The organism is Streptomyces sp. NPDC003300, assembly GCF_040610915.1.
Lineage (GTDB): Bacteria > Actinomycetota > Actinomycetes > Streptomycetales > Streptomycetaceae > Actinacidiphila.
The window spans coordinates 20,182-41,933 of record NZ_JBEXNE010000017.1 but is presented as its reverse complement, the minus strand read 5'-3'; the positions used below and the strand labels follow the sequence as shown (position 1 = coordinate 41,933).

The window sequence follows — 21,752 nt, the reverse complement described above, 5'->3', positions numbered from 1 at the left end:
AGAGCTCGAGCCCGGCACGAGTGCACCCGATGCCGGCGCAGCCGCCCCCTCCGTTCGTGGCGAGCCCGGTGCTGGCCGAGGTGTGGGTGTACGGCTCCAACCTCAGCGGCCACTACCAGGGCCGCTCCCACGCCGGAGGCGGGGGCTGCCGACACGGCCGCTCACTCACCCTGGACACTGAGCGGATGACCCTGGCCCAGCTCCTCGACCTGAACAGCTTCTGGGTTTGGAACGGGCCCCGCTGCTTCTTCTGCCACGGATGGTCCGGTCAGCGCCTGACTCCTGACCAGTACGAGCACTACCTCACCGTGCTCGCCAGCCAACGGCGCTGACCGGTCCGGTCACGAGACCGGTCTTGGATACTGTGGGTCAGGTGCTGGATCGCGCTTCGCCGGGCGCTCTCATGGGTGTTGGGCCCCTTGACCGGTGGGTCGGCGGCTTCGGATCGGGAAGTCGCGAAGGCCGGACTGGCACACCGATGTCACCTGGGCGGCCGGTTGCGTTAGGCAGCTCCCGGAGGGCGCGCTTGGCTGCACGCAGCCGATGCGCCGGACAGTGAGTCCCTGGCGGATGCATCGAGAGCGTGGTGCGGGCGAGCGTTGGCTACTGTGGCCTGGTGGATGCCGCGAAGATCGGTTTGCTGGGGGCAGTCGCTGCTGCCCTGATCGCAGCGCTGGCTGCGACGATCGGCCCTCTGACTGTTCAGCGCAGAAAAGAACGCGTCGACAGCAGGCAGAGGCTGGAGGACGCTATCGCACGGAGAATTGACGTCGTCAACGACGCCGGCGTGTGCTGTCGTGCGTGGCTTACCTTCCTCGTCCGCGTCTTGGAGGACGCCCAGGCAGGCAGAGTGCTTCCTGTCGACGACTTCGACGAGAAGAGCGAGCCGCTCAGGTCTGCTGCCGAGAGCGCCCTCGCTCGAGCGGTACACGCAGGCTATGAGCTGCTCGACAGCGAACTGGCCCGCGCCATGCGCTCCGTGGAGTCCGCAGTGCGCAGCGCGTTGCTGAACCCCGCCCACGCACCACTGGACCAACTGCGGGACCGGGCAAACGCCTACTTCGCACCCAGGGAGGTGATCAGGACCCACATGCTTCGCGAGGTCACCAGGTTCGAAAAGCCGACCGATCCTCTCGCAGGCACGGTCTTCGACTCTCGCAGGCTGCCTGCCCGGTAGGCACAAAGCGGCTGTCGGCCGCTACGTCGACGAGAGCCCCGTGCAGCCCGGCAGACCTGAGATGTCCAACAGGTTGGGTGTCCGAAGGCCCGCGCGACGCGACGGGCCGACGGCCGCGCCAACGTCTGACCGGAGACGTGGCGTGCGTTGTGGTTGAGCACCCACCCAGCCCCGCCTCCGGCCAGCAATTTCAGTCGAAGAGGCTCTCCTGTACGGCAGGCGCGTTGCGGGGGCGGGGGAGCGGGCGCCGCATCGCTTCCGCGGGCGCGGGCGCGCCGGCGGAGCCCTCGGTCAATGCGTGCTGGCATGCTGCCCGTAGCTCAGGCAACGTGAGTCGGCATCCTTGAAGATCCAGGAAGTCCTGCACGCTCCAGTCGATGAGCGCGCCTTGCCGGGACAGGTACAGTCCTACATCTGTGACGGCGTAGGCGTCGCTGTAGTCGAGCAGGAGATAGCCGGCGAGCTGGTAGATCTCGGCCCGGCTCATCCGCTCCGGCCGGATGGTCGCTTTGCAGTCGATCAGCTGCCTGTCGAGGATGAAGTCGGCGTCCGCTCCGCCGACATCGCGACTGCCGTCGAACACGGGGCCGCCGATCCGTGCAGCGGCGGGCAGCTTGATGAAGCGGTCGAACGGGCCCGACGTGCCGGCCAGCCGCATCTGGCTGCGGATGTCGGCCACCACGTAATCGGGCACCGCGGCGGCGATGTCATCGAGGGTGTCCCCGGGGCGGGTTGAACCGAGATTGTTGCCGCGTACCCACCCCACACAGCGGAAGATCGCTTCGAAACTGGAGGCGACGTGGCACAGACGCACGAGACGGTCTTCGGATGCGTCGTCGAGGGCGAGCGGCCGACCATCAGCGTCCTCGTACCGGGACAGTTCCTCCAGCAGCACCTGCCCCGCCGCCTGCACGGTCCCGATGACTTCCATGCTGGGCCACCCGTCGTCGTCGAGCGCGGCGCGCACCACACCCTCCCGGATCGGCTGACCGGTGGGCACACCGAGGCTGATACGGAGCCGGTGGTCGATGGTGTGCCCCAGCATCCGGTACTCGGCGCGCCGGCCCGCTTCAGGCGCGGGCTTGATCGGAGGTGAGTATTGGGCCAGGCGATCGCGGTAGTCGCACAGCACGACGTCAGGGAAGGGGAGGTGTTCCGCCAAGAAGCGCGAGATGGCGGAGGCGGGGTCCTTCAGGCAGGAAGTGAGACTCATGCGATTCATCGTTGTGGCTACCTCTGACAACGGGTCAGGAGCGAATCGTTTCCTCTCTTCCTGAAGGGAATGAAACCGGCCAGACGGAAGGAAGTGATGTGTGCCCGTGCAGCTCGAGAGACCCCTGATTCTTCAATGTGTGAGTGAAAGGAGAGTGGTCCAAGGCGCGTTTACAAGCCATTAATTATCGGCGTACAGCGGGACGGGGTTCAGGCCTTCAGGTCACTACGTAGTTGCGCACCCGCGCGATGCGGAACATCGAACACGCATTCCCCTAACGGGTTGATATAAAGCCAAAGCAGAGTGCGTTTCCGCCAAATATAGTGACGGGTGATCAGGTTACTTTCTGGTAGTCGCACGTGTTGTCAGTGGTGGGTACTACGGTGACGGCCCTTTTGGCCCACCAGTCGGCTTGGCGTCCATCCCTATCGCCACGCGAAACAACGAATGATCGGCCTGACCCCACTTCCTGAGTCGTGTGGCAACCCTCCTGCGCGACACCGCAGAACATCTGCCAACCCCACTCCCACCTAGGCTTTTGAGCCGACCGTGGCAGCAGCTGCGGGCTGTGCGCCGCGCATCTCTGCTTCCACGCCGTAACCGCTTTGTTCCTTCGGCGTCCCTAAGGCGAATTTTGCGATGGTTCAGAAATGAACGATTCTCAGGTCATTGACTACGCGCGTTGCGCGGTCGCTCGCGCAACGTCCGCGTAACGGTTAGCGAACCGAGTGCTGGCATATCGTCCTGCCATCCGGTGTGAAACAACACGTCACCGGCAACGGCCCACGCCACTTGCCCTGCCTGTGCCTCTGGCGTCACACAGCGGACCGACCACGCGCTGTGCCGTTCAATTCCGCACAGCAAACGACACACAGGAGCACGCGATGGGATTCGGAGAACTGGGCGCCGAGGGCCTCGAAGGAGGACGAGCCCTTGCCAAGACGTTGGACGTGCGAGTCTTCGACGACGTCGAATGGACCCGTAGCGACCGGGAACGCCTGGAGCAAGCGGTGAAGTACCTGTCCTCGAGGAAGGGTGCAGCAGTGGCCCTTCAATCCCACCACATCACAACGGATCCGTCCGCTCTCACTCAGTGGTTGTCGACGGACCACGTGCCGGACCTGGACACACAGCAACGCGTGCGGCATGCCTTCCGGGACCTACGGCGCCACAACATTGCCCCGTGGCTGACCCGCTACCTCAACGCCGGCGGCGGAACCCGCATCGAGATCCATCCCGTCGACCAGGAGGGCGTCGAAGCCCGCCATCGGCGCCCACTGCGGGTGAGGAACAAGAACATCTACCGCTGGGGCCCGATCGTGCAGGCCTGGGCCAGCCAGAACTTCCTCGAACTGGAGCACCAGTGGGAGTGGGAGATCAGCGACCTGGACTCCGACCACCGCAGCTACGCATACGTCTCCCACATCGGCCTTCTCGGCTGACGTGCTGCCCCTCAAACCCTCTCAGCCCTACCGACAGACCGCATCAACAAGAAGGGAGTGCTGTCCCCATGCGCCGGGCCCCAATCGGCACCCTCGCGGACGAACCCGTCCTTGCCCCTTCCGCCCGCGAAAAGAGGGCATTGCTGACCGCCGGAGTCCGCTCACTGGTCGTGCTGCGCGAACGTGGGGAACTGACCAGCGCCGAGGTGAAGACCGTCGCACGTACGGTCGGCGTCCATGAGCGCACCGTCTGGCGGCGCCTGGAAAAGGCCAGGCCACTAGCACCGCCGACCTTGCGCCCCGCAGCCGCTACAGCGTCACCGACGAAGTTCGCATCAAGCTCGCCTACTACCGCGGCAACATCAAACGCGTGCATCAAGAGATGCTCGAGGAGGCTGACGACCCGAAGCAGGTGCCCAGCCTGTCCACGCTGCACCGGGCGGTGAAACTGGACCTCGCCCCCGGCGACCTGGCAGGCCTCCGATCCGGCATCCCCGCCTCCCGAGCCCTTGACCCCCACCTGAAGCGCCCGCCCACCTGCCGGAACGAAGAATGGGAAGGCGACCACAAACAGGCACCCGTGCTGGTGTGGGCCGACGGCAGACTGGTCAAGCCCTGGATCACCTGGTTCTGCGACTGCCACACCGGCGTGACCATGGGTTGGGCCGTCACCCCGCACTACCCGCACCGCGGATCGATCCTGGCCGCCCTGCGCTCCTGCATCCTCACCGACGACATCCACGGTCCGGCCGGCGGACTGCCCCGCCGTATCCGCATCGACAGAGGCAAGGACTTCCTCTCCCGAGCCGTCACCCAGGCCATGGGCAGCTTCGGCGTCCACGTCGAAGTACTGCCGCCCTACACCCCGCACCTCAAAGGAAGCATCGAGAACCTCAGCCGTGCGGCAACCAGCATGTTCTTCTCCACCCTGCCCCGCTACACCAAGACCCAGAAGCTGGACACGAAGCACCGGGCGGGGGAGAAAGACCCGGCGCTGACGTTCGAGAACTTCGTCGACCTCTTCGCCCAATGGGTCCGCACCCGCAACACCGAGCACCGCATGGCGGGCCGCGGCAATCTGACGCCCATGGACAGCTGGAACAGCGACACCACCCCCCTGAGAGAGCCACCGCTGAAGGACCTGCACGTCTTCCTGATGGAAGGCGAACGCTCCACCCGCATCATCCACGGGCACGGGATCCGCTGGCAGGGCCGTGACTACATCGGCGCATGGATGACCGGCCGCACCGGCACCCAGGTCACCGTGCGCTACCAGCCCCACCACCCCCGTGCCATCGAGGTCTTCCACGCCCAGACGCACCAACATCTGGGCACCGCCCACCTGGCTGACGAGGCCAGCGAAGAGGAGATCCAAGCCGTCTACCAGGCCCGCGACGACCGTGTCCGACGCATCCGCCGCGACCTGGCCGAAGCGCAGCGCCGACGACGCCGCCGCTTCCAGCCCGCCACCCAGCCGGGCCCAGCCCCGCCTGGCCGGAACGATGACACGCAAACAAGCCGTGGCAGAACTGACCGCTACCCGCCCTGCGCGGCCCAAGGACGACGGCGTCCCCGCCGGCTACATGCCCCGCCGCGTGATCCCCGGCGCCCGCTGGGCGATCCCGACCCCGTCGGCCAGCACCCCCAAGGACACCGCATGACCCCACCTCCAGGAGCACACCGGCGGATCGGGCCCCAAGGACACATTCGCTGGCAGGGCCGCACCTACACCGGCGCCCTCACCCAAGCCCACGCCGGAACCCGGGTCACTGTTCACCCCTCACCGCAACAGGGGCAGATCGAACTGACCGACCCCGCCACCGGCCATGACCTCGGCACAGCACACGCCCTGCATCCCACGCCGCCCGTACCGGTCATCACCACGCCACAGCCCGGACCAACAGCGATTCCTGAACCACCCCTTCATCCCACAACCCAAGGAGCAGAGCCCATGACCATCACCGACACCACTGCCGAGACAAGCGACGACCCCGACTTCTACCTCGACCTGGCCGACGCCCGCATCGTGGCCACCGAAGCCCTGCTGGAAGCGGGCGAGAACATCGCTGACACCATCGACGCTCGCGCCATGTCCTGCATCTACGGGGACGCCGGTCTCGGCAAAACCTTCTCCGTCCTCGCCGCACTCAAGGAAGTCGCACCCGACCTCGTCCTGCTCCTGCAGTTCCGCTCCCGCCCCACCCCGCGAGACATCCGCATGGAACTGTTCGAAGCCCTCCACCTGGAAGGCAAGCCCCCCGCCCACCCCAGCGAATTCGACCGGCTCCTCAAGCAATCCCTGGCCCGACGCCCTTACGTCCTGGTCTGCGACGAGGCCCAGCAGTTCAGCCGCGAGTGCTTCGAATTCGTCCGCCACCTGTGGGACACAGGCAGGAAGAAGAACCGGCCCGCCGTCCTGTTCGTCGGCGGCGAAGAGTGCTACAAAACCCTCTACAACGAGCCCGCTCTCGCCTCCCGGATCTACATCTGGCAGGAATTCACGCCCATGGAACCGGACGAAGTCCTCAAGAACATCCCCCTGTTCCACCCCGTCTGGGCCTCCGTTCCCGCCGACCTCATCAACTTCATCGACCTGGAAGCCGGCGGCGGCACCTTCCGCATGTGGTCCAAAATCACCCACCACGTCCTCGAAGGCATGAAGCGCCGCGGACTGAGCGAAGTCGACGAAACCATTGCCCGCTGGGCCGTCCGCCGCGCCCGCCCCGCCCGCCCCGTACGGCGCGACGACGACCGATGACCGCACCCTCCTACCGGACCACGCGGACCACGCGGACCACCACCATCAGCACCGCCCACGGAAACGTCCGCTCCGCCCGCCACCACTTCGACCTCACCGGCGCTCGCACCGTGCGCACCCGCCAGGTCGCCGCCGCCACATCTGCCCTCAACGCCACAGTCGCCCAACAAGGCATGCTGTGCATCGCCGCTCCCGCAGGAGCAGGGAAGACCTTCACTCTCCATACCGTTCTGGACCAGCATCCCGCCTGGCACCCCATCCGGCTCCTGCCCCAGCCCCAAGCCCGCCCCGACGACCTCCGCCACAGCATCCACCACGCCCTCGGCCTGCCCAGCCCCCCACCCAAAGACCCCGGCACCAGCGACGACCTCATCCGCCACGCCCTGCACCACCCCCCACGGCTCCTAGCCATCGACGAAGCCCACCAACTCTCCGCGTCCTGCTTGGAATACGTGCGCTACCTCTACGACGACCCGCACACACGCGTGACCGTCGCCCTGGCCGCCGGCAGCCACCGCCTCCGCGCCCTGCGTACGACCCCTGTACTCGCCTCCCGCGTGACCTGCTGGCACGAACTCGACGTCATCGACGAAGACGAGATCACCACCGTCATCCCCGCCTTCCACCCCCACTGGAAGCGAACCGATCACGCCGTACTCCGCGACCTCGACCAGACATGGGCCCAAGGCAACTTCCGACGCTGGGCCACCCTCACCCACCGCAGCACCCAGCACATCACCAGAGGCCCGCAGGAACTACTGCGCCAACTGGCCCCCAGAGCGGCCAAAACATGACTCTGACCCCCACAGCACCACAAACGGCAGAACCCGACGACGCGAAGAGAGGCGAAAAGTGGTGCCCGACCTGGCAGCCACATCACCACACCGCACTGCCCCTCGTCACCGTCGTCGTCACCCCACACGACGAACCGCACTACATGCGCCTCGCCTTCGCCGCATCCACCCCGCCCCACGGACGCATCACCGTCCACCCCACACCCCTGGCCGGAACCGGCGCATACCTTGCTCACGACCTGATCCGCGCCCTCGGCAAACACCTGCCCGTCCCCGACGAAGCGCACCCTTTACCCGCATGGACCAACAACTCCGACCGCAGCTGGCGCATCGCCGCGTCCTGGTTCATCGCACTCGGGATCACCCACACGACCGTCTGCCGGGCCCACCGCCTCAGCAAACCTCAATGGGAACACCTGCTGGCACTCAGCGCCCTCACCGGCACCCGTCTCACCCTCCTCTGCAACGGCCCCCTCCCGCGCCCCACCGCCGCCCTTCTCGACACGATTCCCCACCGCGTGCTGGACACCACGCGCGCCGCGACCACCCACTGGAATCCCCCGAGCGGTCCGCCGGAATCCGACAACCACCCGTGGTGGCAGCACACGACCGCCTTCCCACCCCGTGATGCCGAACTCTGGTTCCGCCTGCCCCCGCAACCGCGCGAGCCCCTCACCCTCACATTCATTCCCGGCTCCGAGCCGACCGGCATCACCCCACCTCTGCCAGTACCCGGACCACACCAAGACCCCTGCCACCCCCATACCGCCCAGATCGCCGCCCGAATCCACACCCGCGTCGCCCACCCCGTCCACGCGGCGTGCGTCGCCCTGCGCGCCCTGACCGGCTACAGCAGCCAGCAGATCAAAAGCCTGCACGAAAGATCAGGAAACGGTCTGGCCGAAATGCCCGCATGGGCACAGCCCCTCCTGAACGCCGCCCGTCACCTCACCCACCTGCAAGGCCATCCAGACGCCCCCAACGTGCTCTCCACCCCGTCCTGGGAGCACCCAGAGATCGAACAAGCCCTGCGCGCCTGCCGCCTGCTGGCCACACCGCCTGACCGCCACCGCACCGCACCTGTCACCACTGGAACACGCCGTGCAAACCGCAGCATGCTGCGGGCACGCGTCCTGTAAAGGGCCAAAACATGCTCGACGACTTCTACACCGCCTCCATCGCCGAAGCGCTCGACTTCGCCGACACCCACCACTGGACACGCCAACCGCCGCGCTCCGACAGCGCCCGCCTGCGCTTTCTCGCAACCCGCTACGCCGACCTAGGGGCCCTGGCCAGCCGACTGGGCACCAAGCCCCGCCTCGTCAAGGAGGTCATGAAGGGCCGGCGGAGCGCGCCGGGCAGCGTGCTATCCCAGGCCATTGCCAAAGACGTCGTACGCCTCTGGCAGCCGCGCGTGCGACGCCGCGCCCACCACCTGATCTCCACCGGCCACGATGGCATGCTCGTGCACTTCAAAGCCTGGTTCGGTTTCACCGGAGCAGCCGGCTCCTCCGACGACGGCCGAGTACGCCACATCACCGAATGGCTTCCTACGGCCTATGCCGCCCGCTTGTTCCAAGCCCGATACCGCAACGCCGACGACAGTGAACTCCGAGAAATCATTGCCGACGCCGTCGGCGAGGCGTACTTCAACGTCTCGCCCAGCGGCAAGCTCCATATGGTGGCGCTTACCGACATCGTGTACATCGAGTTCTCTTACTGACCCCACTCCAGCCCGCAGGCGCCAGCGTTGTACCGGTTCCGGAGACCCAGCTATGTCCCCGAGTCGGGAGCACGCTCGCCGTTCGCGTTGCGAGGGCCGAGCGGTGAGTCGGCAGCGCAGAGTGCCGAAACACCGTTCTGGTAAGGCTCTGAGCCTCGCAAGCCCTTCCTGTGAGGTGGCGTCCTGCGGCCCGGACGCCCTGCGGTGGGCCACCGGGCGGGCTTGCTCCCCTCCTACAGCTCCTGGTCACGGCTCCGCTGCTGCACGATCGTCAGGACCTCAGGGGCAAGTTCCGTGGCGTACTCCACGCAGGAGGCGGCCAGCGCGTACAGCTGTTTTCGGTGCGGCTCTTCGTGGTCGCCGCGAGCCACCAGGGCTTGGACCATTTGCGCACACTCTCGTGGTCGGGCGTGGCCGATGGCCATCTTCACCACGTTGCGCCATTGATCCTCGTGGGCGTTGGCTACCGGCAGACTGATTTCCTCGGCCTCAATGGCGGCCCGGGCACCCAGGAAGTCCTGGAAAGTGCGGTGGATGAACTCCAGCCGGTCGGGGGCAGGCTCTCGAAGTACGCCGCATCGTTCGAGCAGGAGCCTGAGAACCTGCGCGGCATCGCCGGGTGCGGTAGGCATGGCCGCGAGGACTGGGCCGAGGAGCCGTATGGCGGTCGTCGGATCGGTCTGGGAGTGGCCGTTGCGTATCAGCCAGTAGGCCAGGGCTTGGAGTAACTGCACGCTCTGTCGCTCGCTGATCTGAACTCCCGCAGCGCCGATGCCGCGCTCAGCGTCGCGCCGCACCAAAAGCATGCTTAGGGCGGCCTCATACAGACTCATCACCGACTGCGGCAACAGACCGTGACGGTCACGATTCAAAGCGCACAGCACTGAGCAGAGCGGCGGTGAGGTGGCCAGGGCAGTCAAGTTCGGGTCGTGTCGAACCACGGATTGGAGCGCCTCCTCCAATCTGCTCAGGTTTTGCAACTCTCCAGCCCCGACGGGTGTGTCCGCGAATCGTTCCTGCGGTGAATGCCCACGTCCGTGCGGTTGAGCGCTAGCTACCGGGCATGCGCCGGGCGTAGTACGGCTGGTAGAACGCGGGGGTGAACCCTTCTGTTCGGACCACGGCTTCGTGCTGGCCTGTCCGTTCGGCAACCCGTACACAACCTGGCAGATCCGGCGACTGACCTGGTGCTGTTCAACGGCGGCGCTGATGCAGTGTCACTGTGTCGTGTTTCGGATGCCGAGGACGTCGTAGAGGTGCTGGCCGTGGGCCCACTGTTTGAGTTCCGGGCGTCCGACGAGGATGAGCTTGTGGTGTTGGGCGAAGTCGGTCGCGGGCCGGGTGAATCCGTTGAGCGCGATCATGATGGGCAGGTCGGCCCCGTGGTGGGGGCGAGCTGTCCCGTTGAATTTCTGTACGTGTCCCGATCCGACCGGGCTCTGGTATTGCTTGCACTGCAGGATCAGGAGACGGTTGTCGCTGTCCCGGGCGGTGACGTCCACGCCGAGGTCACCGGCGCCGCCAACCCGGTGTGGGCTGAGGAATCCGTCTCGTGCCAGCAGGTCAGAACATGCCTGTTCGAAGCCCGTCGCGCTCATCGAGGACAGCTCCTTCATTCTGAAGGTGAGCATGTCCGGTCCGGCAAAGGCTTCGGGAGCTATGAGCGTGTCCTGCGGGCTGGAGTAGACAGCGGACGAGGCGTCGGACACGAACGCCACCAGCCGGCCCAGCATGAGGAACATGAGCAGCCCGCCGGCCACGATGACCCCGGTCCACCACGGGTGGCCAGTGATCACACCCCACAGGCCCACAGTGATCCACCGGCTGACGTCCTCGGTGATCCACTCCCAGAGCATCTTGCCGATGGCCAGCGTAAGAACGGAGTAGAGCAGGAACTTCAGCAGCGGGTCGAGCGACCCGTCTTCTTCGAACACCACACCTCCCGACCTGATGAACGAGGGATCCGGATCCTGAGGATCAGGCAGCCCGCTTGAACCGGCCCGCACGGGCTGCGGACAGGCCTAGAAGCTCGTGCAACGCTGCGCCGTCCCGGGCCCAGCGCTCCAGCCTGTGTCGGTCGACCCAGTGCACGCTGTGCCGCTCGCCCCACGCCATGGCGTCACGGGTGAAGGTCCCGTTGGTGATGACGACAGCATGCGCCGCTTTGTGTACCGGCCAGGCGGTGCCCTTCACCGCGTACATCACCGAGGAGCCCACCTTCCCGCTGACGCGGGTGTGTTTGGCCTGTACCACGATCCGGCCGAGCCGCGGATGGTCCCCGATGACATCGGCGGCCTGGTCCCCGGCACCTCCGACCCTGCGGGCCGCACAACCGTCGCGGACCAGCAGGTCCCGCAGGGCATGCTCGAAGTGCCGGTCGTCCATCGCGTCGAACTCGACGAGGGTGATCCGAAGCGCCGCCACCCGCGCTGCCTCCCGGCGCCGCCGTGTGCTCGCCTGCCGCAGGCGCCATACGCTCACCGCTCCCACGAGCAGGACGAGTGCCAGCAGAACGGGCCAGGCCTGCACCAACGCGCCTGCCGCTGCCACCAGCATCCGCAGGGCGAGCACGAGCATGGCCACCACGACAACAGCGGCTGAGACTACCTCGGCCGTGCCGCGAGGACGCCGCAACCGCGGCAGCGCCATCAGTGTGCGCTCTGTGCGGAGGCGGCCGGCTTCGGATCAGCAGCCGGTGTGGGGACAGCGGACTCGCCGAACCCGAAGACCTGCCCCCACAGCCACGCGCCCGCCAGCAGACCGGCGATCATCCAGCCGCTCATCCGCTTCGCGCTGCGCGGCTTCGGGTTGCGGCGGATGTGCCCGCGTACGCGATGGAACCCGTCCGGCACCTTCGACATGCTGTTCCCCTCCCGCCGGCGGGCCGCGGAATGCGGCCCGTCCCTTAAGGAATTGGTGTAGCAGCGGGCACTGACAAAAACTGGTGGATCATTACGAGGCACAGTCCGGCAAAGCTTCGATCAAGCCACCACAGCCACCCCAACCCTGCCGTCCCGGCTCTCCATGCTCCAGGCGGCTCCACCTCGGGCGACCTGCTTCCCGGCTCCCTGCCACACCTGCCCTCACCCCACAGCTGGTCCGGCACCCAGCACCCCAGTGAAGCCCTCCCACCTGCACACTTGATGGTCGGTGACGCCGACGGTCCAGCCAGGGCGAATTGGCGAAATGCAGCAGGCGCGTACTCGCAGCCTCAGTGCGCCGGGGCCGCCTGCTCCTGACCGCCACCCCGGCGTCCGGAGGTGGTGGGGTGCCGTCCCGGAAGCCACGGTCGGCTGGCCCTGTCCCGCGACCGGGCCGGTCGGGCATTTCCAGCCGCTCAGCGACGGACTGTACGACCAGTCGGGCCAAGGAACTTGCGGCCCCGTCCAAGGGCTACACCAACTAGAATCAGATATCTGATCAGACTTGCGTGGATGGTGGGACTGCCGATAGCGTCCAAGCGCGGCAGCGCCCGGATCCGAGGAGGCAGGCCATGTTGCTGACCACCGGACAGGCCGCAGAAGAACTCGGCTGTGCGATTACCACATACCGGCGTCTCATCAGAGCAGGCGTACTGCCCGGTCTATCCCGGCGCGGTGTTCGCGTGATGACGCCGCTTTGGGTCGTCCAGGCCCTGCATAAACGCGCCCCTGCGCCCGTGGACCGCCTGGACGCCGACCTGCTCGGGGTCCTGCGCGTCGACGCGGCACAACAAGTCCATGACACCCACCGGAAATGGGCAGGCTACGCGCCAGACCTTGGCCCCGACGACCTCCTCAAGGGCTTGAGAGGCTGGTGGCGCTGTGATGCCGCGAGCGTCGCGGCCGGGGGAGTACTGCCGGTGACGGTGTCGGGCTATGTGGTGGCGGTCCTGACCGGCCTGGACAGGTGGGAGAAAGGCGAAGGCGGGCGGCACGCATTTCCCGATGCAGTCCTCACTGGATATGTCAGCGACCTGGCCACCCCGATAAAACATCTGACCGCACCGCGCCAGACCGACCGGGACGTCGCGGATCTCCTCCTAGGAACCCGCTTGCCCTCGCAGTCGAGCGGCGCGATCGCGTACGTCTCAACCCGTAGCAGTACCGCCAACTGACCTGCAGGCCCAAGGGATCGTGATGGACGCAAAGACCTACAACGCACAGCTGGCCGAGCTGCGGGCTCTGCGCGATGACATCAAGAAGACCCAGGCCGCCCTCGCCAAACTCGAGACGGACCGCGCCCGGCAGATCACCGCGCTGGCCGGATACGAGAAGGCGAAGGCGGAGCGCATCGCGCCCGCAGCCGGACTCAGCCTCGCCGACATCGTGGCGATCGCTCCCATTCTCGCCCCCGACCAGCTCACCAACCCCGCACCAGCAGCCCCGACCGGCGCAGCCGTCGCACCCCCTGAGCCTGCCAGGCAGACAGCACCGCCCAGCGGTCCCGAACCCGCACAGGAGCAGGCCCCGTCCCGGGCAGGCACGGTCGCCCCGGCAATGACCCGCCCCGCCCCTGAAGCGGCAGCGGAACCCGAGCCGCCTGCAGCCCTTTCAGCGTCGCTTTCTGCGTCGTCTTCTGCGCCGGCCCCGCTCACGGCTGCTCCTCTCGCGGCCCATGGAGCGCAGCGCACCCTTCCCGGCATCCCGGAAGGCCCTGAGGGAGACCGCTGGTTCGCCCACACGGCGAACCTGGCCTCCACGCACCCGAACTTCACCCAGCAGGCCCGCAGCACCGTCTTTCTCGATACCGAGGCGGGTGTGCTGGTCCACCGCGACCAGACGTTCCGCCTCGACCTGCCGACCGCAAGTGCCGCAGAAATCCTGAACACCGTCTTCCACGTTCTGCCGGACGGTGTTGAGCGGATCTACATCACCGCGGGCGCCCCCTGGCACCGTCAGGCCGACCAGCACCCCTTCCTCAAGGACGCCGTCGGAGCCTGGCTGAACGCCCCCACACCCGGCTGGCGCACGGACACCGGGCGGGGTAAGGACCGCATGGCCGGCCACTTCGTCCACCCCCGCAACCCTGTCGGCCGCTACCAGCGCGAACAGGGCGAACAGCACGTCGAGATCCGCTCGGCGGGGGAGTGGTTCGACACCGAGGGCACCGAGCCCGCCGTCATCCGCGACGCGTTCGTCTTGCTGTGGAAAGCCCTGCGCCGCCACTGGCCCGACGCCGTCCTGATGGGCTCACCGTCCCAGACCGGCCGGGACCTGTGGACCCGCACCATCCCCACCAAGGGCCAGTACGCCGGCGGCTACCCCGTCCTGTCCGAAGAACTGCGCGGCCTCTTCCACGCGACCGCCGGACAGGGACGCACCGAACTCCTGACCCCGCCCTGTGTCCCTGAGCAGCTCCCTGCCCTGGTTGAGTACGACCGGACCTTCGCCTACGCCAAGCACACCTGGAAAGCCGGCATCGGCACCCCCCGCCGTGTCACCGCCGCCAGGTTCGCCGCGTGGTCGGAAAAGGAACAGGCCAAAGCGCTGTTCGCCTGCGGGCACTGGCACGTCCGCGTTACCGTCCCCCAGAACTGGGGCCACGTCGGCATTCTCCCCGCGCCAGCCCCCGGCGACCGGGCCTGGCACTACCCCGCCACCCCCGGCACCACGTTCACCACCTGGGCGGGTGGGCCCGAGATCCACACCGCTCTTTCCAACCCCCACGGCCCGTGGAAGGTCGAAATCCTCGACGGCATCCTCTTCGACGACGGCAAGCCCCTGGACGACTGGTCCAAGAAGCTCAAGGAAGCCTGGTCCTCCCTCACTGCCCAGGCCGACCTCAACGGCGACCCCGCCCAGCGCACCGCCGCCCACCTCGCAGCCCGGGCGGTGCGCGCCATCCTCCTTTACGGCATCGGCGCCTTCGCCCAACGCCCCCGCACCGTCACCGGCACCACACCCCGCACCGCAGAACGTGACGTCCCCACCGATGCCGAGATCATCGGCTTCGACGACCAGACCATCACCTGGCAACGCCCCACCGGCTTCACCCGCGACCCCAACGCCCACCCCGAATGGGCCGCCCACATCTGGTCCTCCGCCCGAGCCGCCCTGCTCTCCCAGCGCCACCGCGACGACAACACCTACGTCGGCGCTCTCCACGCCCCGCCCGGCAGCGTCGTTGCCTTTCGTACCGACGCCGTCTACCTCACCCAGCCCCAGGCCTGGCCCTACCACGGCCAGCCCGGCGACTACCTGAACAAGGGCCACCTCACAGGCCCCCTCACCGCACCTACCACCGAAGACGAACTCCTGACCCTGCGCGACAAGGGCCGCACCATCCAGCCCACCTCCCCCAACAACGAGGGGTCCTGATGCCGCCCCGCCGCCGACGCGCCCCCGCACCACAACTCAACGACGCAGCCCAGCTCGCCGACCAGCTCCAGGCAGCCGGCTACACCAAACGCGACATCGCCCGCATCATCAACCGCGACCCCTCCCTCGTCTCCCAGTTCTACACAAAGAACAAAGGCGCAGTCTTCGTCCCCGCCCTCACCCAAGTCCTCACCGCTGTCCAGAGCGCAGGTATCACCGACACCGCCGAACTCGCGGCCATCGCCGCTGGGCACATCACCCGCCGCACCACCGCCGCCGGCACCAAAGCCCGCGTCCGCACCAAAGCACTCCTGATCACCCCCACCGGCACCGGCACCGGCCGCGCAGGAGCACAGGCCATCGCCTCCGGCTCTGCCCGCCTGCGCCCCCTCATCGCTGAAGCCGCCCGTCAGGGCCTGCGCCTTGCCTTCACCGTGCGCCTCGCCAAGACCGGCTACGTCCACGCCTCCGGAAGCCGCACCGACTCACCCGGTATCCGCCGCGACGTCATCCAGCGCACCGACCACACCGAAGAGCGTTCCTACGGATCCGCCGCCACCGGCGGCTTCGATGCAGGAGACTTCGCCCGCCGCGTCGACCGCTCCGGCGGAGACGTCACGACCGCCATTCATCAGTGGCTCGTCGACACCGGCCGCATCCACCCCGGCGCCCACATCACCCACCTGGAAATCCGCACCTGGCGCCCACGCTGACCCTCGAACCAGCCGCAGGCCACATCCTCCGCATCACAACCGGGGCAATACGAGGGAAACCCCAAATGTGCCCTGACCTTTGACACCGCCTTGAGGAGCAATACGTAGTCATAACCGAATCGATCACCACGCACTTCGGCACTGACGGAGTCCGCCGATTCCACCCCGTATCCCTCCACGGCGCCCCGGTACCTGAGGACGCTGTCCGCGCGCTGCGAGACCAAGGTGTTCCGGTCGCTGTCGCGCCCTACTTCCGCGCGGCGGCCACCAACGACGCCGCCCAACTCGCAGCGTTCGCCTCCCAGTAAAAGCGTCCGTCCCCGCCCGGCATGCTCAGCCGCTGGCTGCGCCTGGGCACGGATGGAGGAGCCGAGCTGTGCGTCAGGCCGGACGGCGCCGTCCAAGCCGTCTTCCTGGCCGAGGAAATTCCGGACATGTACGTCAGCGCAAGCGTGGATCTGTTCAACGAAGCACTGATGCTGCTCGACCGCGGCCTGCCACGCCTCGCCTCTACAGAGGGCCTTCAGGACGCGCTCCCCGTCCTTCGCAGCCTCATGACCGGCCTCAAGGACCTCGACCCCCTGGCCTTCGCCGAACGGGAAAGCTGGTGGTCCCGAGTCCTGGACGACGTGCGGCACACTCTGAACTTCCCGTTCTCGGCCTCCTTCGAGTTCAAGCTGACCGAAGGCCGCAAGGAAGTCGTCACCGACAGCACGGGCCCTGGCCGGCTCCATCCCGAAGAGCGCATCTGGCAGCGTCTGCCGAGCTGTCACGCTCGACTCGCATCCTGTACGAAGTGGGTCTCCCGCACGACGACCTCTTCCTCTCACGCATGGACGTCAAAAATCCCAGCCAAGAGTCCGTGTACCTCGGTGAGTTCCTCGAAACCACGGGGCGGTCCTACCCCGCCGAGGCGCAAAAATGGCTCTTCCTGGGCTACTTCAATGACTCAGTCCTGGCCCTGGACCCCGACACCGAACACATCTATGCCTTCCTGGAAGGCACTTCACGGCACCTCCTCATCCACCGTGATGTCGAATCCCTGATCCACAGTCTCTGCGCACTGCAGACCTACCATGCCGAGCGCGACGAAGTCGACGATGAAGAAGCACTCGCACAGCAGACACACGCCAAGATCAAACAGTTCGACCACGCCCCTTTGAGGATCCCATCTCGGAGTGGAACATCACTTTCGAAGAGATTTTCGAAGGTTCTTGGTGATTCCAATGAGATCGTCTCTTGGCGCAGCTGCTGAGCCACGGCAAAGATGATGCCCTCCGGACTGTGGATGCAGCAGATCGGGTAGCTGTTCCTGGACCGAGCCATCTCGCGCGCGAATTCGACGCCGTGAGGGTGCAGGCAGGTAACGGTGTCCTCGATGTCGTTGACGGCGAACATGACGCGGTGCGTGCCCAGAATGTGCGGCCCGGCGCTGATCGCGCGAGGCTGCGGTGCTTCGCCAGCTCGAACCGGCTGTGACCGTCCGGGGTCCAGACCGTCGCGATGTCACGGCGGACGCCGTCAAGTGCGGTGTGCTGGTCGGCGATGGGGCCCTCGACCTCCGCCCTGTCCTCCAGCTCCATACCGAGTTGCACAAGGAACACGATGTTCGTGCGTGTAGACCTGCCCGCCCTGGTGTCCTCCCCCCTGCGGGTCTTCCTGAAGGTCGTGGCGGCGACTGGGCCGGCGAGCGGTACGTGCTGCGGATCCGCGTCACCTAGAGCGAAACCCGGCGACGGCCGGCATGGCCGGGACTGGACAGCCCGTCCATTAGCGCACGGGGTCTTCAACGCCCAGCGCGACCATGCCCAGCTCGTCATGGTCGGAGACTCCGCCCAGGCCATTACCAGTGGCGCGGCGCCCGCGGCATCATGACCGCCTTCTGCGGCACGGGCCTGACCCTGGCCCAGTCCTTCCGCTTCGGCCCCGACCTCGCCCACGAAGCCAACCGCTGGCTCTCCATTGCCACCGCACCCCTGCGCGCACCTTCCACCCCGAACTTCTACTCTTCCCCACCTGGAGTGACCTGCAGGACTACGCTGCGAACGACCCCGCGGGACGAGATTTCCAGCCGCTCGTCGACCTCGTCGATACCCACGGAACCGACGCCATCCTCAACGCTGTTCACCGCCTCGAACCCGAGAGCACCGCCCACGTCACCGTCTCGACCGCCCACAAGTCCAAGGGCCGCGAATGGGCAAGCGTCATAATCGCCGACGACTTCACCCCACCCCGCGACACCGACAAGAAAGACGCCAACGGGCGCCCTGTCCCCGCCCCATCGACAGAGCCGAAGCACGCCTCGCCTACGTCGCTGTCACCCGCGCCCGCCACAGGCTCGACCTGGGCGGCCTGTCATGGATCAACGACCACCCCGACGGAACACCCACGGCATAGCGCTTCTTCACCGTGCGAATCGGCCAGCGATCCGGCTGATGGCCATTTCGAATGCCTCCTGCCAACTGCCGGGATCATGTTGTGACCTGCGGCCACCGTCTCTTCGTAGGTCCACACAACTCGCGATGATCAACCGTGGCCGCACCGGCCCGACCAGCAAGATCACGATCTGCGGCTGGAGTACTAGTTGTACTCTTCGCGGTATTCCTCGTACACCCTCTGCCACTCGGTGGGATAGCAGTCGCTGGCGGTGGCGTAGTCAGAGCCTTCGCACAAGCTGTAACGGTAGGAACCGTAAGCGTCCCGTTCCTGAGGATCGGGCAGACCGGTGTCAAGGGTGAAGTCTCCGGTGTACGTGAAGTCGGGGTCGTCAATGGTGCGGTAGCTGTCCTCTGTCGGGATGTCGCTTGTGTCATCTGCGGTGGGCTCCGTCGCCAGCGCTTTCCCCTGTTTGGCAATGGCGACGTATCGTTCGCGGGCTTCAGCGGTGATCTCGCCGCCCTCGCAGTCTGACGGCTTCTCGACTAGGTAGAGAAAGAGGACCCAGTCGCTGCCGTCTTTTTCAGAAGACAGGTCGCTGGGGTCCTGGGAGCAGACGGTCCACGAGAAGTGGGCTGGATCATCCTCGTCGAACTCCCGCTCATGGTAGTTGTTGGTGCTTCCAGGGGCGGTGTAGGCGTTGGCAGACTGACCGTTGACGCCGAACTCGCTGCCGTATCCGGCCTGGATAGCATCCTTCTTGGCTTCCTCAAAGGTTTTACCTGACAAGTCCGCTACTTCGGGTGCCACGGGCCCGCCACAACCCACAAGAAGCAGAGCCGATGTGATGGCGGCGAAAAACGCGGTGGCGGTTCTTGTGCGATTGGTCATGGGCTTCTCTCCAGACAGGATCTCTCCCCATGGGCATGGTCCTTGTCAGAAACGATGCGGTCCCACCGCTGCCCACGTAAGTCTGTCTGATCCGCCCCCAGCGGGCAGCGAGATTCGATAGGTCGCGCGGAGGACTCGCGATGCCTGCCTCGGAGATGGCACTCGACAACCACTGCCAGCTCCGGCCCCTGCCCGATGTCGGACGGTGGACGGTGGACGCGGTGACAGCGCAGAGCGGTTCCCGGCAGTAGGCCAGCGACGACGTGGGATCGGAGCTCTTATGCATGACGCGGGGTCGCAGGTCGCCCCCGGAAGCACTGCCGGCCTAGGCCGCGGACCCTGTGTGCTATCACCAGTTCCAGTGCCTTGCCGCAACGCGAAGACGGCACCCGTACATGCTTGCGCGGCGATCCCGGCGTCCCTGCTGTCCTCCACAGGAAGCCCAGCTTCTCGACGGATGGACATCGAATGCGATGTAGCGGGGGGTGTCGACGACATCTCTCTGAGCTCGAGTGCGGGATCGGCTGACCCGAGACCGCTCGTCGGTCTGGCCGTTGCCCGCATCGGGGCAGTCCGCCCTTGAGTCCGGGGCGGGACCATCTACCTATGCTTCTAAAATGTCGGCCGTGTGGCAGCAGATCTTCCGTACGGTGCCTCGTGATGGCTCTGTACACGTCGCAGAGCAGCGTTTCGACAGCAGTTCGGGAGGCACCTCCCGCGCCGGATGTTTCGTGAGAACGGGCAGCGCCTCTGTGACGACTGGTGGAGCGCCATCTATCGCCAGGCTGGATGCTGGGGCAAAAGCCCTGGCTACGGGCGCAGGTGGCACCCGTCCTCGTACCGTTGCCGAGTGCCGGCAGGCGCCTTGCGTTCTCGTGAACATCGACTTCGCCGGTCTGCAGGGTGCCTCGCGAAGTCATCGTCATCTGCACGTCGGAAGTCGTGAACAAAGCCACCCGTGACCGGTTCATCCCCGCGGGCATCTGGTTGCAGCGCCGTCATCCAGCTCGACGACGGTCTGCCCGACGGCCGGAGCTCACACACATCGGGCAGGGCGGCATCATCTTGGCTGCTGCCGGAGCGAGTTGCATCGTGAGGCGACTTGCCCGATATCACGACGCGTAACTATAGTTTCGCCCATCGTGATGCAGAAGATGCCGCACTCAGCAGCCGGGCAGATGATCGGCTACCTGTATCAGTGTGAATGGGCGCTGGTAGAGCTCGCCCGCCGCTGGTTCAAGGACCCTCAGGCCGAACTCCGCATGGAGATGCTCGATGACATCGACATCCTCCACGAGGACAACCCCGTTGAGCTCGTGCAGTCCAAGCATCACGGTCACCCAGGCGAACTCGGGCTGACCAGCGCTGACCTCTGGCGCTCCATCAACTCGTGGTGTGACGCTCTCGACCACGTACAGCCCGGGCAGATGCCCATGCTGCGCCTGGTCACCACGCAGAGCGTCCCGCCGGGTAGCTTGCTGGCCAAACTCAAGGCAGAGGACCGCGACGTACCCGGAGCGCTGGCGGTCCTTGAGGCCGTGGCGAAGGATCCCGACGGTGCCAGGACCACACGACCCTGGCGTGCACGATTCATGTCCTGCAGCCCGCAAACCCGCGCAGCCCTGGTCGGAGCCGTCGTTCTCGACGATCAGGCACCACGAGTGTCAGAGGTCGACTCTACGCTGCGTGAAGTGGTCGGGATCTGGAAGAACGACAGACAGAGCCAGGAAATCCTTGAAGAGCTGAAGGGTTGGTGGTGGACGGTGTCGCACGAGATGCTCGACCACGCCACGCCCGGCAGACGCCTATCGGTCACAGCTGAGGAACTGCGCACGCAGATCGACTACGTCTTCAGCAAGTACACACAGACCGCCCTGCCCGTGGTGGACAGCCTCGACGACCTGACCGAGCAGGAGATCGCCCAGTACGACGGCCATGTGTTCGTCGCGCAGCTGAAACTGATCGGCCTGGGGAACCGCAGCATCCGTGCCCACATCGGCGAGTACCACCATGCCTGGGCACACCGCTCACGCTGGGTCTACCGCCACCACGTCACCCCCGGCGAACTGGCGCAGTTCGATAGCGACCTGCGCCAGGAATGGAACCTCGTCTTCGCCAAACACGCCGACCGTTTCGAAGCGGGAAAGGCCGGCAATGACGCTGAGGCCGTCGGCGAGAACATCCTGGACGGCACCTTCGGCGCGGCCCAGGACATCAAACTCCGACAGGTCGACAAGCGCTGGATCGCCCGGGGGACCCTGCATTCACTCGCGGACAACGCTCGGACAGAGCTCAACCCACTCGGCTGGCATCCCCACTTCCGGGAACTGCTACGGGCACCCGACCAGACGACGAGCGGGGAGTAG

18 protein-coding genes and 3 pseudogenes are annotated in these 21,752 nt (G+C 66.4%); 14 read left to right on the top strand and 7 right to left on the bottom strand.

All coding sequences use genetic code 11. The features are described 5' to 3' along the window. Nucleotides 1-56 precede the first annotated feature (56 nt). Complete coding sequence (locus tag ABZX65_RS23705; RefSeq protein WP_124272246.1) at nucleotides 57-332, top strand: hypothetical protein; 276 nt, start codon at nucleotides 57-59, stop codon at nucleotides 330-332. A 284-nt stretch (nucleotides 333-616) separates the two neighbouring features. After that, nucleotides 617-1,177, top strand: a complete 561-nt coding sequence (locus ABZX65_RS23700; RefSeq protein WP_124272245.1) for a hypothetical protein — start codon at nucleotides 617-619, stop codon at nucleotides 1,175-1,177. A 190-nt stretch (nucleotides 1,178-1,367) separates the two neighbouring features. Here ABZX65_RS23700 and ABZX65_RS23695 read toward each other — a convergent pair whose 3' ends face one another. Next, nucleotides 1,368-2,390, bottom strand: a complete 1,023-nt coding sequence (locus ABZX65_RS23695) for a hypothetical protein (protein WP_124272244.1) — start codon at nucleotides 2,388-2,390, stop codon at nucleotides 1,368-1,370. A gap of 884 nt (nucleotides 2,391-3,274) precedes the next feature. Between ABZX65_RS23695 and ABZX65_RS23690 the strand changes: the two genes are divergently transcribed. From ABZX65_RS23690 to ABZX65_RS23670, 5 genes are all read left to right on the top strand, one after another. Continuing rightward, nucleotides 3,275-3,832 carry a hypothetical protein gene (locus ABZX65_RS23690; RefSeq protein ID WP_355343346.1) on the top strand — a complete coding sequence of 186 codons (558 nt, stop codon included), beginning with the start codon at nucleotides 3,275-3,277 and terminating at the stop codon, nucleotides 3,830-3,832. Nucleotides 3,833-4,202: 370 nt separating this feature from the next. Then, the gene (locus ABZX65_RS23685; RefSeq protein WP_355343343.1) at nucleotides 4,203-6,590 is read left to right on the top strand and encodes an AAA family ATPase; all 2,388 of its coding nucleotides are present in this window, start codon (nucleotides 4,203-4,205) and stop codon (nucleotides 6,588-6,590) included. Continuing rightward, nucleotides 6,587-7,384, top strand: coding sequence for an ATP-binding protein (locus ABZX65_RS23680; protein ID WP_355343340.1), 798 nt, complete (start codon nucleotides 6,587-6,589; stop codon nucleotides 7,382-7,384). The genes ABZX65_RS23685 and ABZX65_RS23680 overlap by 4 nt, the downstream gene beginning before the upstream one ends. Next, nucleotides 7,381-8,523: a hypothetical protein gene (locus ABZX65_RS23675; protein ID WP_124272239.1), complete on the top strand. Its 1,143-nt coding sequence runs from the start codon at nucleotides 7,381-7,383 to the stop codon at nucleotides 8,521-8,523. The genes ABZX65_RS23680 and ABZX65_RS23675 overlap by 4 nt, the downstream gene beginning before the upstream one ends. An 11-nt stretch (nucleotides 8,524-8,534) precedes the next feature. Then, nucleotides 8,535-9,107, top strand: a complete 573-nt coding sequence (locus tag ABZX65_RS23670) for an XRE family transcriptional regulator (RefSeq protein WP_124272238.1) — start codon at nucleotides 8,535-8,537, stop codon at nucleotides 9,105-9,107. A gap of 233 nt (nucleotides 9,108-9,340) precedes the next feature. On the opposite strand, the gene ABZX65_RS23665 is transcribed toward ABZX65_RS23670, so the two are convergent. The 4 genes from ABZX65_RS23665 to ABZX65_RS23650 form a co-directional block, all read right to left on the bottom strand. After that, nucleotides 9,341-10,048, bottom strand: coding sequence for a hypothetical protein (locus ABZX65_RS23665; RefSeq protein ID WP_124272237.1), 708 nt, complete (start codon nucleotides 10,046-10,048; stop codon nucleotides 9,341-9,343). A gap of 276 nt (nucleotides 10,049-10,324) precedes the next feature. Then, nucleotides 10,325-11,041: a restriction endonuclease gene (locus ABZX65_RS23660; protein ID WP_355343336.1), complete on the bottom strand. Its 717-nt coding sequence runs from the start codon at nucleotides 11,039-11,041 to the stop codon at nucleotides 10,325-10,327. Between the two features lie 43 nt (nucleotides 11,042-11,084). After that, nucleotides 11,085-11,756 carry a restriction endonuclease gene (locus tag ABZX65_RS23655; protein WP_124272235.1) on the bottom strand — a complete coding sequence of 224 codons (672 nt, stop codon included), beginning with the start codon at nucleotides 11,754-11,756 and terminating at the stop codon, nucleotides 11,085-11,087. Beyond that, on the bottom strand, nucleotides 11,756-11,968 hold the full coding sequence (locus tag ABZX65_RS23650) for a hypothetical protein (RefSeq protein WP_124272234.1): 213 nt from the start codon (nucleotides 11,966-11,968) through the stop codon (nucleotides 11,756-11,758). The genes ABZX65_RS23655 and ABZX65_RS23650 overlap by 1 nt, the downstream gene beginning before the upstream one ends. 632 nt (nucleotides 11,969-12,600) lie before the next feature. Between ABZX65_RS23650 and ABZX65_RS23645 the strand changes: the two genes are divergently transcribed. The 5 genes and pseudogenes from ABZX65_RS23645 to ABZX65_RS23625 all read left to right on the top strand — a co-directional run bounded on the left by ABZX65_RS23645 (nucleotide 12,601) and on the right by ABZX65_RS23625 (nucleotide 17,374). After that, nucleotides 12,601-13,203, top strand: a complete 603-nt coding sequence (locus tag ABZX65_RS23645; protein ID WP_124272233.1) for a helix-turn-helix domain-containing protein — start codon at nucleotides 12,601-12,603, stop codon at nucleotides 13,201-13,203. Between the two features lie 22 nt (nucleotides 13,204-13,225). After that, nucleotides 13,226-15,406, top strand: coding sequence for a hypothetical protein (locus tag ABZX65_RS23640; protein ID WP_355343331.1), 2,181 nt, complete (start codon nucleotides 13,226-13,228; stop codon nucleotides 15,404-15,406). Continuing rightward, nucleotides 15,406-16,119, top strand: coding sequence for a helix-turn-helix domain containing protein (locus ABZX65_RS23635; protein ID WP_124272231.1), 714 nt, complete (start codon nucleotides 15,406-15,408; stop codon nucleotides 16,117-16,119). Before ABZX65_RS23640 ends, ABZX65_RS23635 begins: the two co-directional genes overlap by 1 nt. Nucleotides 16,120-16,448: 329 nt before the next feature. Then, nucleotides 16,449-16,736 (top strand): annotated as a pseudogene (locus ABZX65_RS23630) (SUKH-4 family immunity protein); the annotation flags it as partial. 215 nt (nucleotides 16,737-16,951) lie between these two features. After that, on the top strand, nucleotides 16,952-17,374 hold the full coding sequence (locus ABZX65_RS23625; RefSeq protein ID WP_355343678.1) for an SUKH-4 family immunity protein: 423 nt from the start codon (nucleotides 16,952-16,954) through the stop codon (nucleotides 17,372-17,374). On the opposite strand, the pseudogene ABZX65_RS23620 reads toward ABZX65_RS23625, so the two are convergent. After that, nucleotides 17,365-17,726: pseudogene (locus ABZX65_RS23620) on the bottom strand (VOC family protein); the annotation flags it as partial. The gene ABZX65_RS23625 and the pseudogene ABZX65_RS23620 sit on opposite strands and share 10 nt — an antisense overlap. Before the next feature lie 175 nt (nucleotides 17,727-17,901). On the opposite strand from ABZX65_RS23620, the pseudogene ABZX65_RS23615 reads away from it, so the two are divergent. After that, a pseudogene (locus ABZX65_RS23615) lies at nucleotides 17,902-18,516 on the top strand (3'-5' exonuclease); the annotation flags it as partial. 183 nt (nucleotides 18,517-18,699) lie between these two features. Here the strand turns inward: ABZX65_RS23615 and ABZX65_RS23610 are convergent. Then, entirely contained in the window at nucleotides 18,700-19,386 is a 687-nt protein-coding gene (locus ABZX65_RS23610; protein ID WP_124272229.1) for a hypothetical protein, read from the bottom strand. Between the two features lie 1,145 nt (nucleotides 19,387-20,531). Here ABZX65_RS23610 and ABZX65_RS23605 point away from each other — a divergent pair. Continuing rightward, on the top strand, nucleotides 20,532-21,752 hold the full coding sequence (locus ABZX65_RS23605) for an ABC-three component system protein (protein ID WP_241192747.1): 1,221 nt from the start codon (nucleotides 20,532-20,534) through the stop codon (nucleotides 21,750-21,752).

What these genes read in the sequence shown, in the direction of transcription:
- ABZX65_RS23680 (WP_355343340.1), top strand. Translation starts at nt 6,587, where the DNA reads ATGACCGCACCCTCCTACCGGACCACGCGGACCACGCGGACCACCACC.
- ABZX65_RS23625 (WP_355343678.1), top strand. Translation starts at nt 16,952, where the DNA reads ATGGACGTCAAAAATCCCAGCCAAGAGTCCGTGTACCTCGGTGAGTTC.
- ABZX65_RS23610 (WP_124272229.1), bottom strand. Translation starts at nt 19,386, where the DNA reads ATGACCAATCGCACAAGAACCGCCACCGCGTTTTTCGCCGCCATCACA.
- ABZX65_RS23695 (WP_124272244.1), bottom strand. Translation starts at nt 2,390, where the DNA reads ATGAGTCTCACTTCCTGCCTGAAGGACCCCGCCTCCGCCATCTCGCGC.
- ABZX65_RS23670 (WP_124272238.1), top strand. Translation starts at nt 8,535, where the DNA reads ATGCTCGACGACTTCTACACCGCCTCCATCGCCGAAGCGCTCGACTTC.
- ABZX65_RS23690 (WP_355343346.1), top strand. Translation starts at nt 3,275, where the DNA reads ATGGGATTCGGAGAACTGGGCGCCGAGGGCCTCGAAGGAGGACGAGCC.
- ABZX65_RS23645 (WP_124272233.1), top strand. Translation starts at nt 12,601, where the DNA reads ATGTTGCTGACCACCGGACAGGCCGCAGAAGAACTCGGCTGTGCGATT.
- ABZX65_RS23640 (WP_355343331.1), top strand. Translation starts at nt 13,226, where the DNA reads ATGGACGCAAAGACCTACAACGCACAGCTGGCCGAGCTGCGGGCTCTG.
- ABZX65_RS23675 (WP_124272239.1), top strand. Translation starts at nt 7,381, where the DNA reads ATGACTCTGACCCCCACAGCACCACAAACGGCAGAACCCGACGACGCG.
- ABZX65_RS23650 (WP_124272234.1), bottom strand. Translation starts at nt 11,968, where the DNA reads ATGTCGAAGGTGCCGGACGGGTTCCATCGCGTACGCGGGCACATCCGC.
- ABZX65_RS23655 (WP_124272235.1), bottom strand. Translation starts at nt 11,756, where the DNA reads ATGGCGCTGCCGCGGTTGCGGCGTCCTCGCGGCACGGCCGAGGTAGTC.
- ABZX65_RS23635 (WP_124272231.1), top strand. Translation starts at nt 15,406, where the DNA reads ATGCCGCCCCGCCGCCGACGCGCCCCCGCACCACAACTCAACGACGCA.
- ABZX65_RS23605 (WP_241192747.1), top strand. Translation starts at nt 20,532, where the DNA reads ATGCAGAAGATGCCGCACTCAGCAGCCGGGCAGATGATCGGCTACCTG.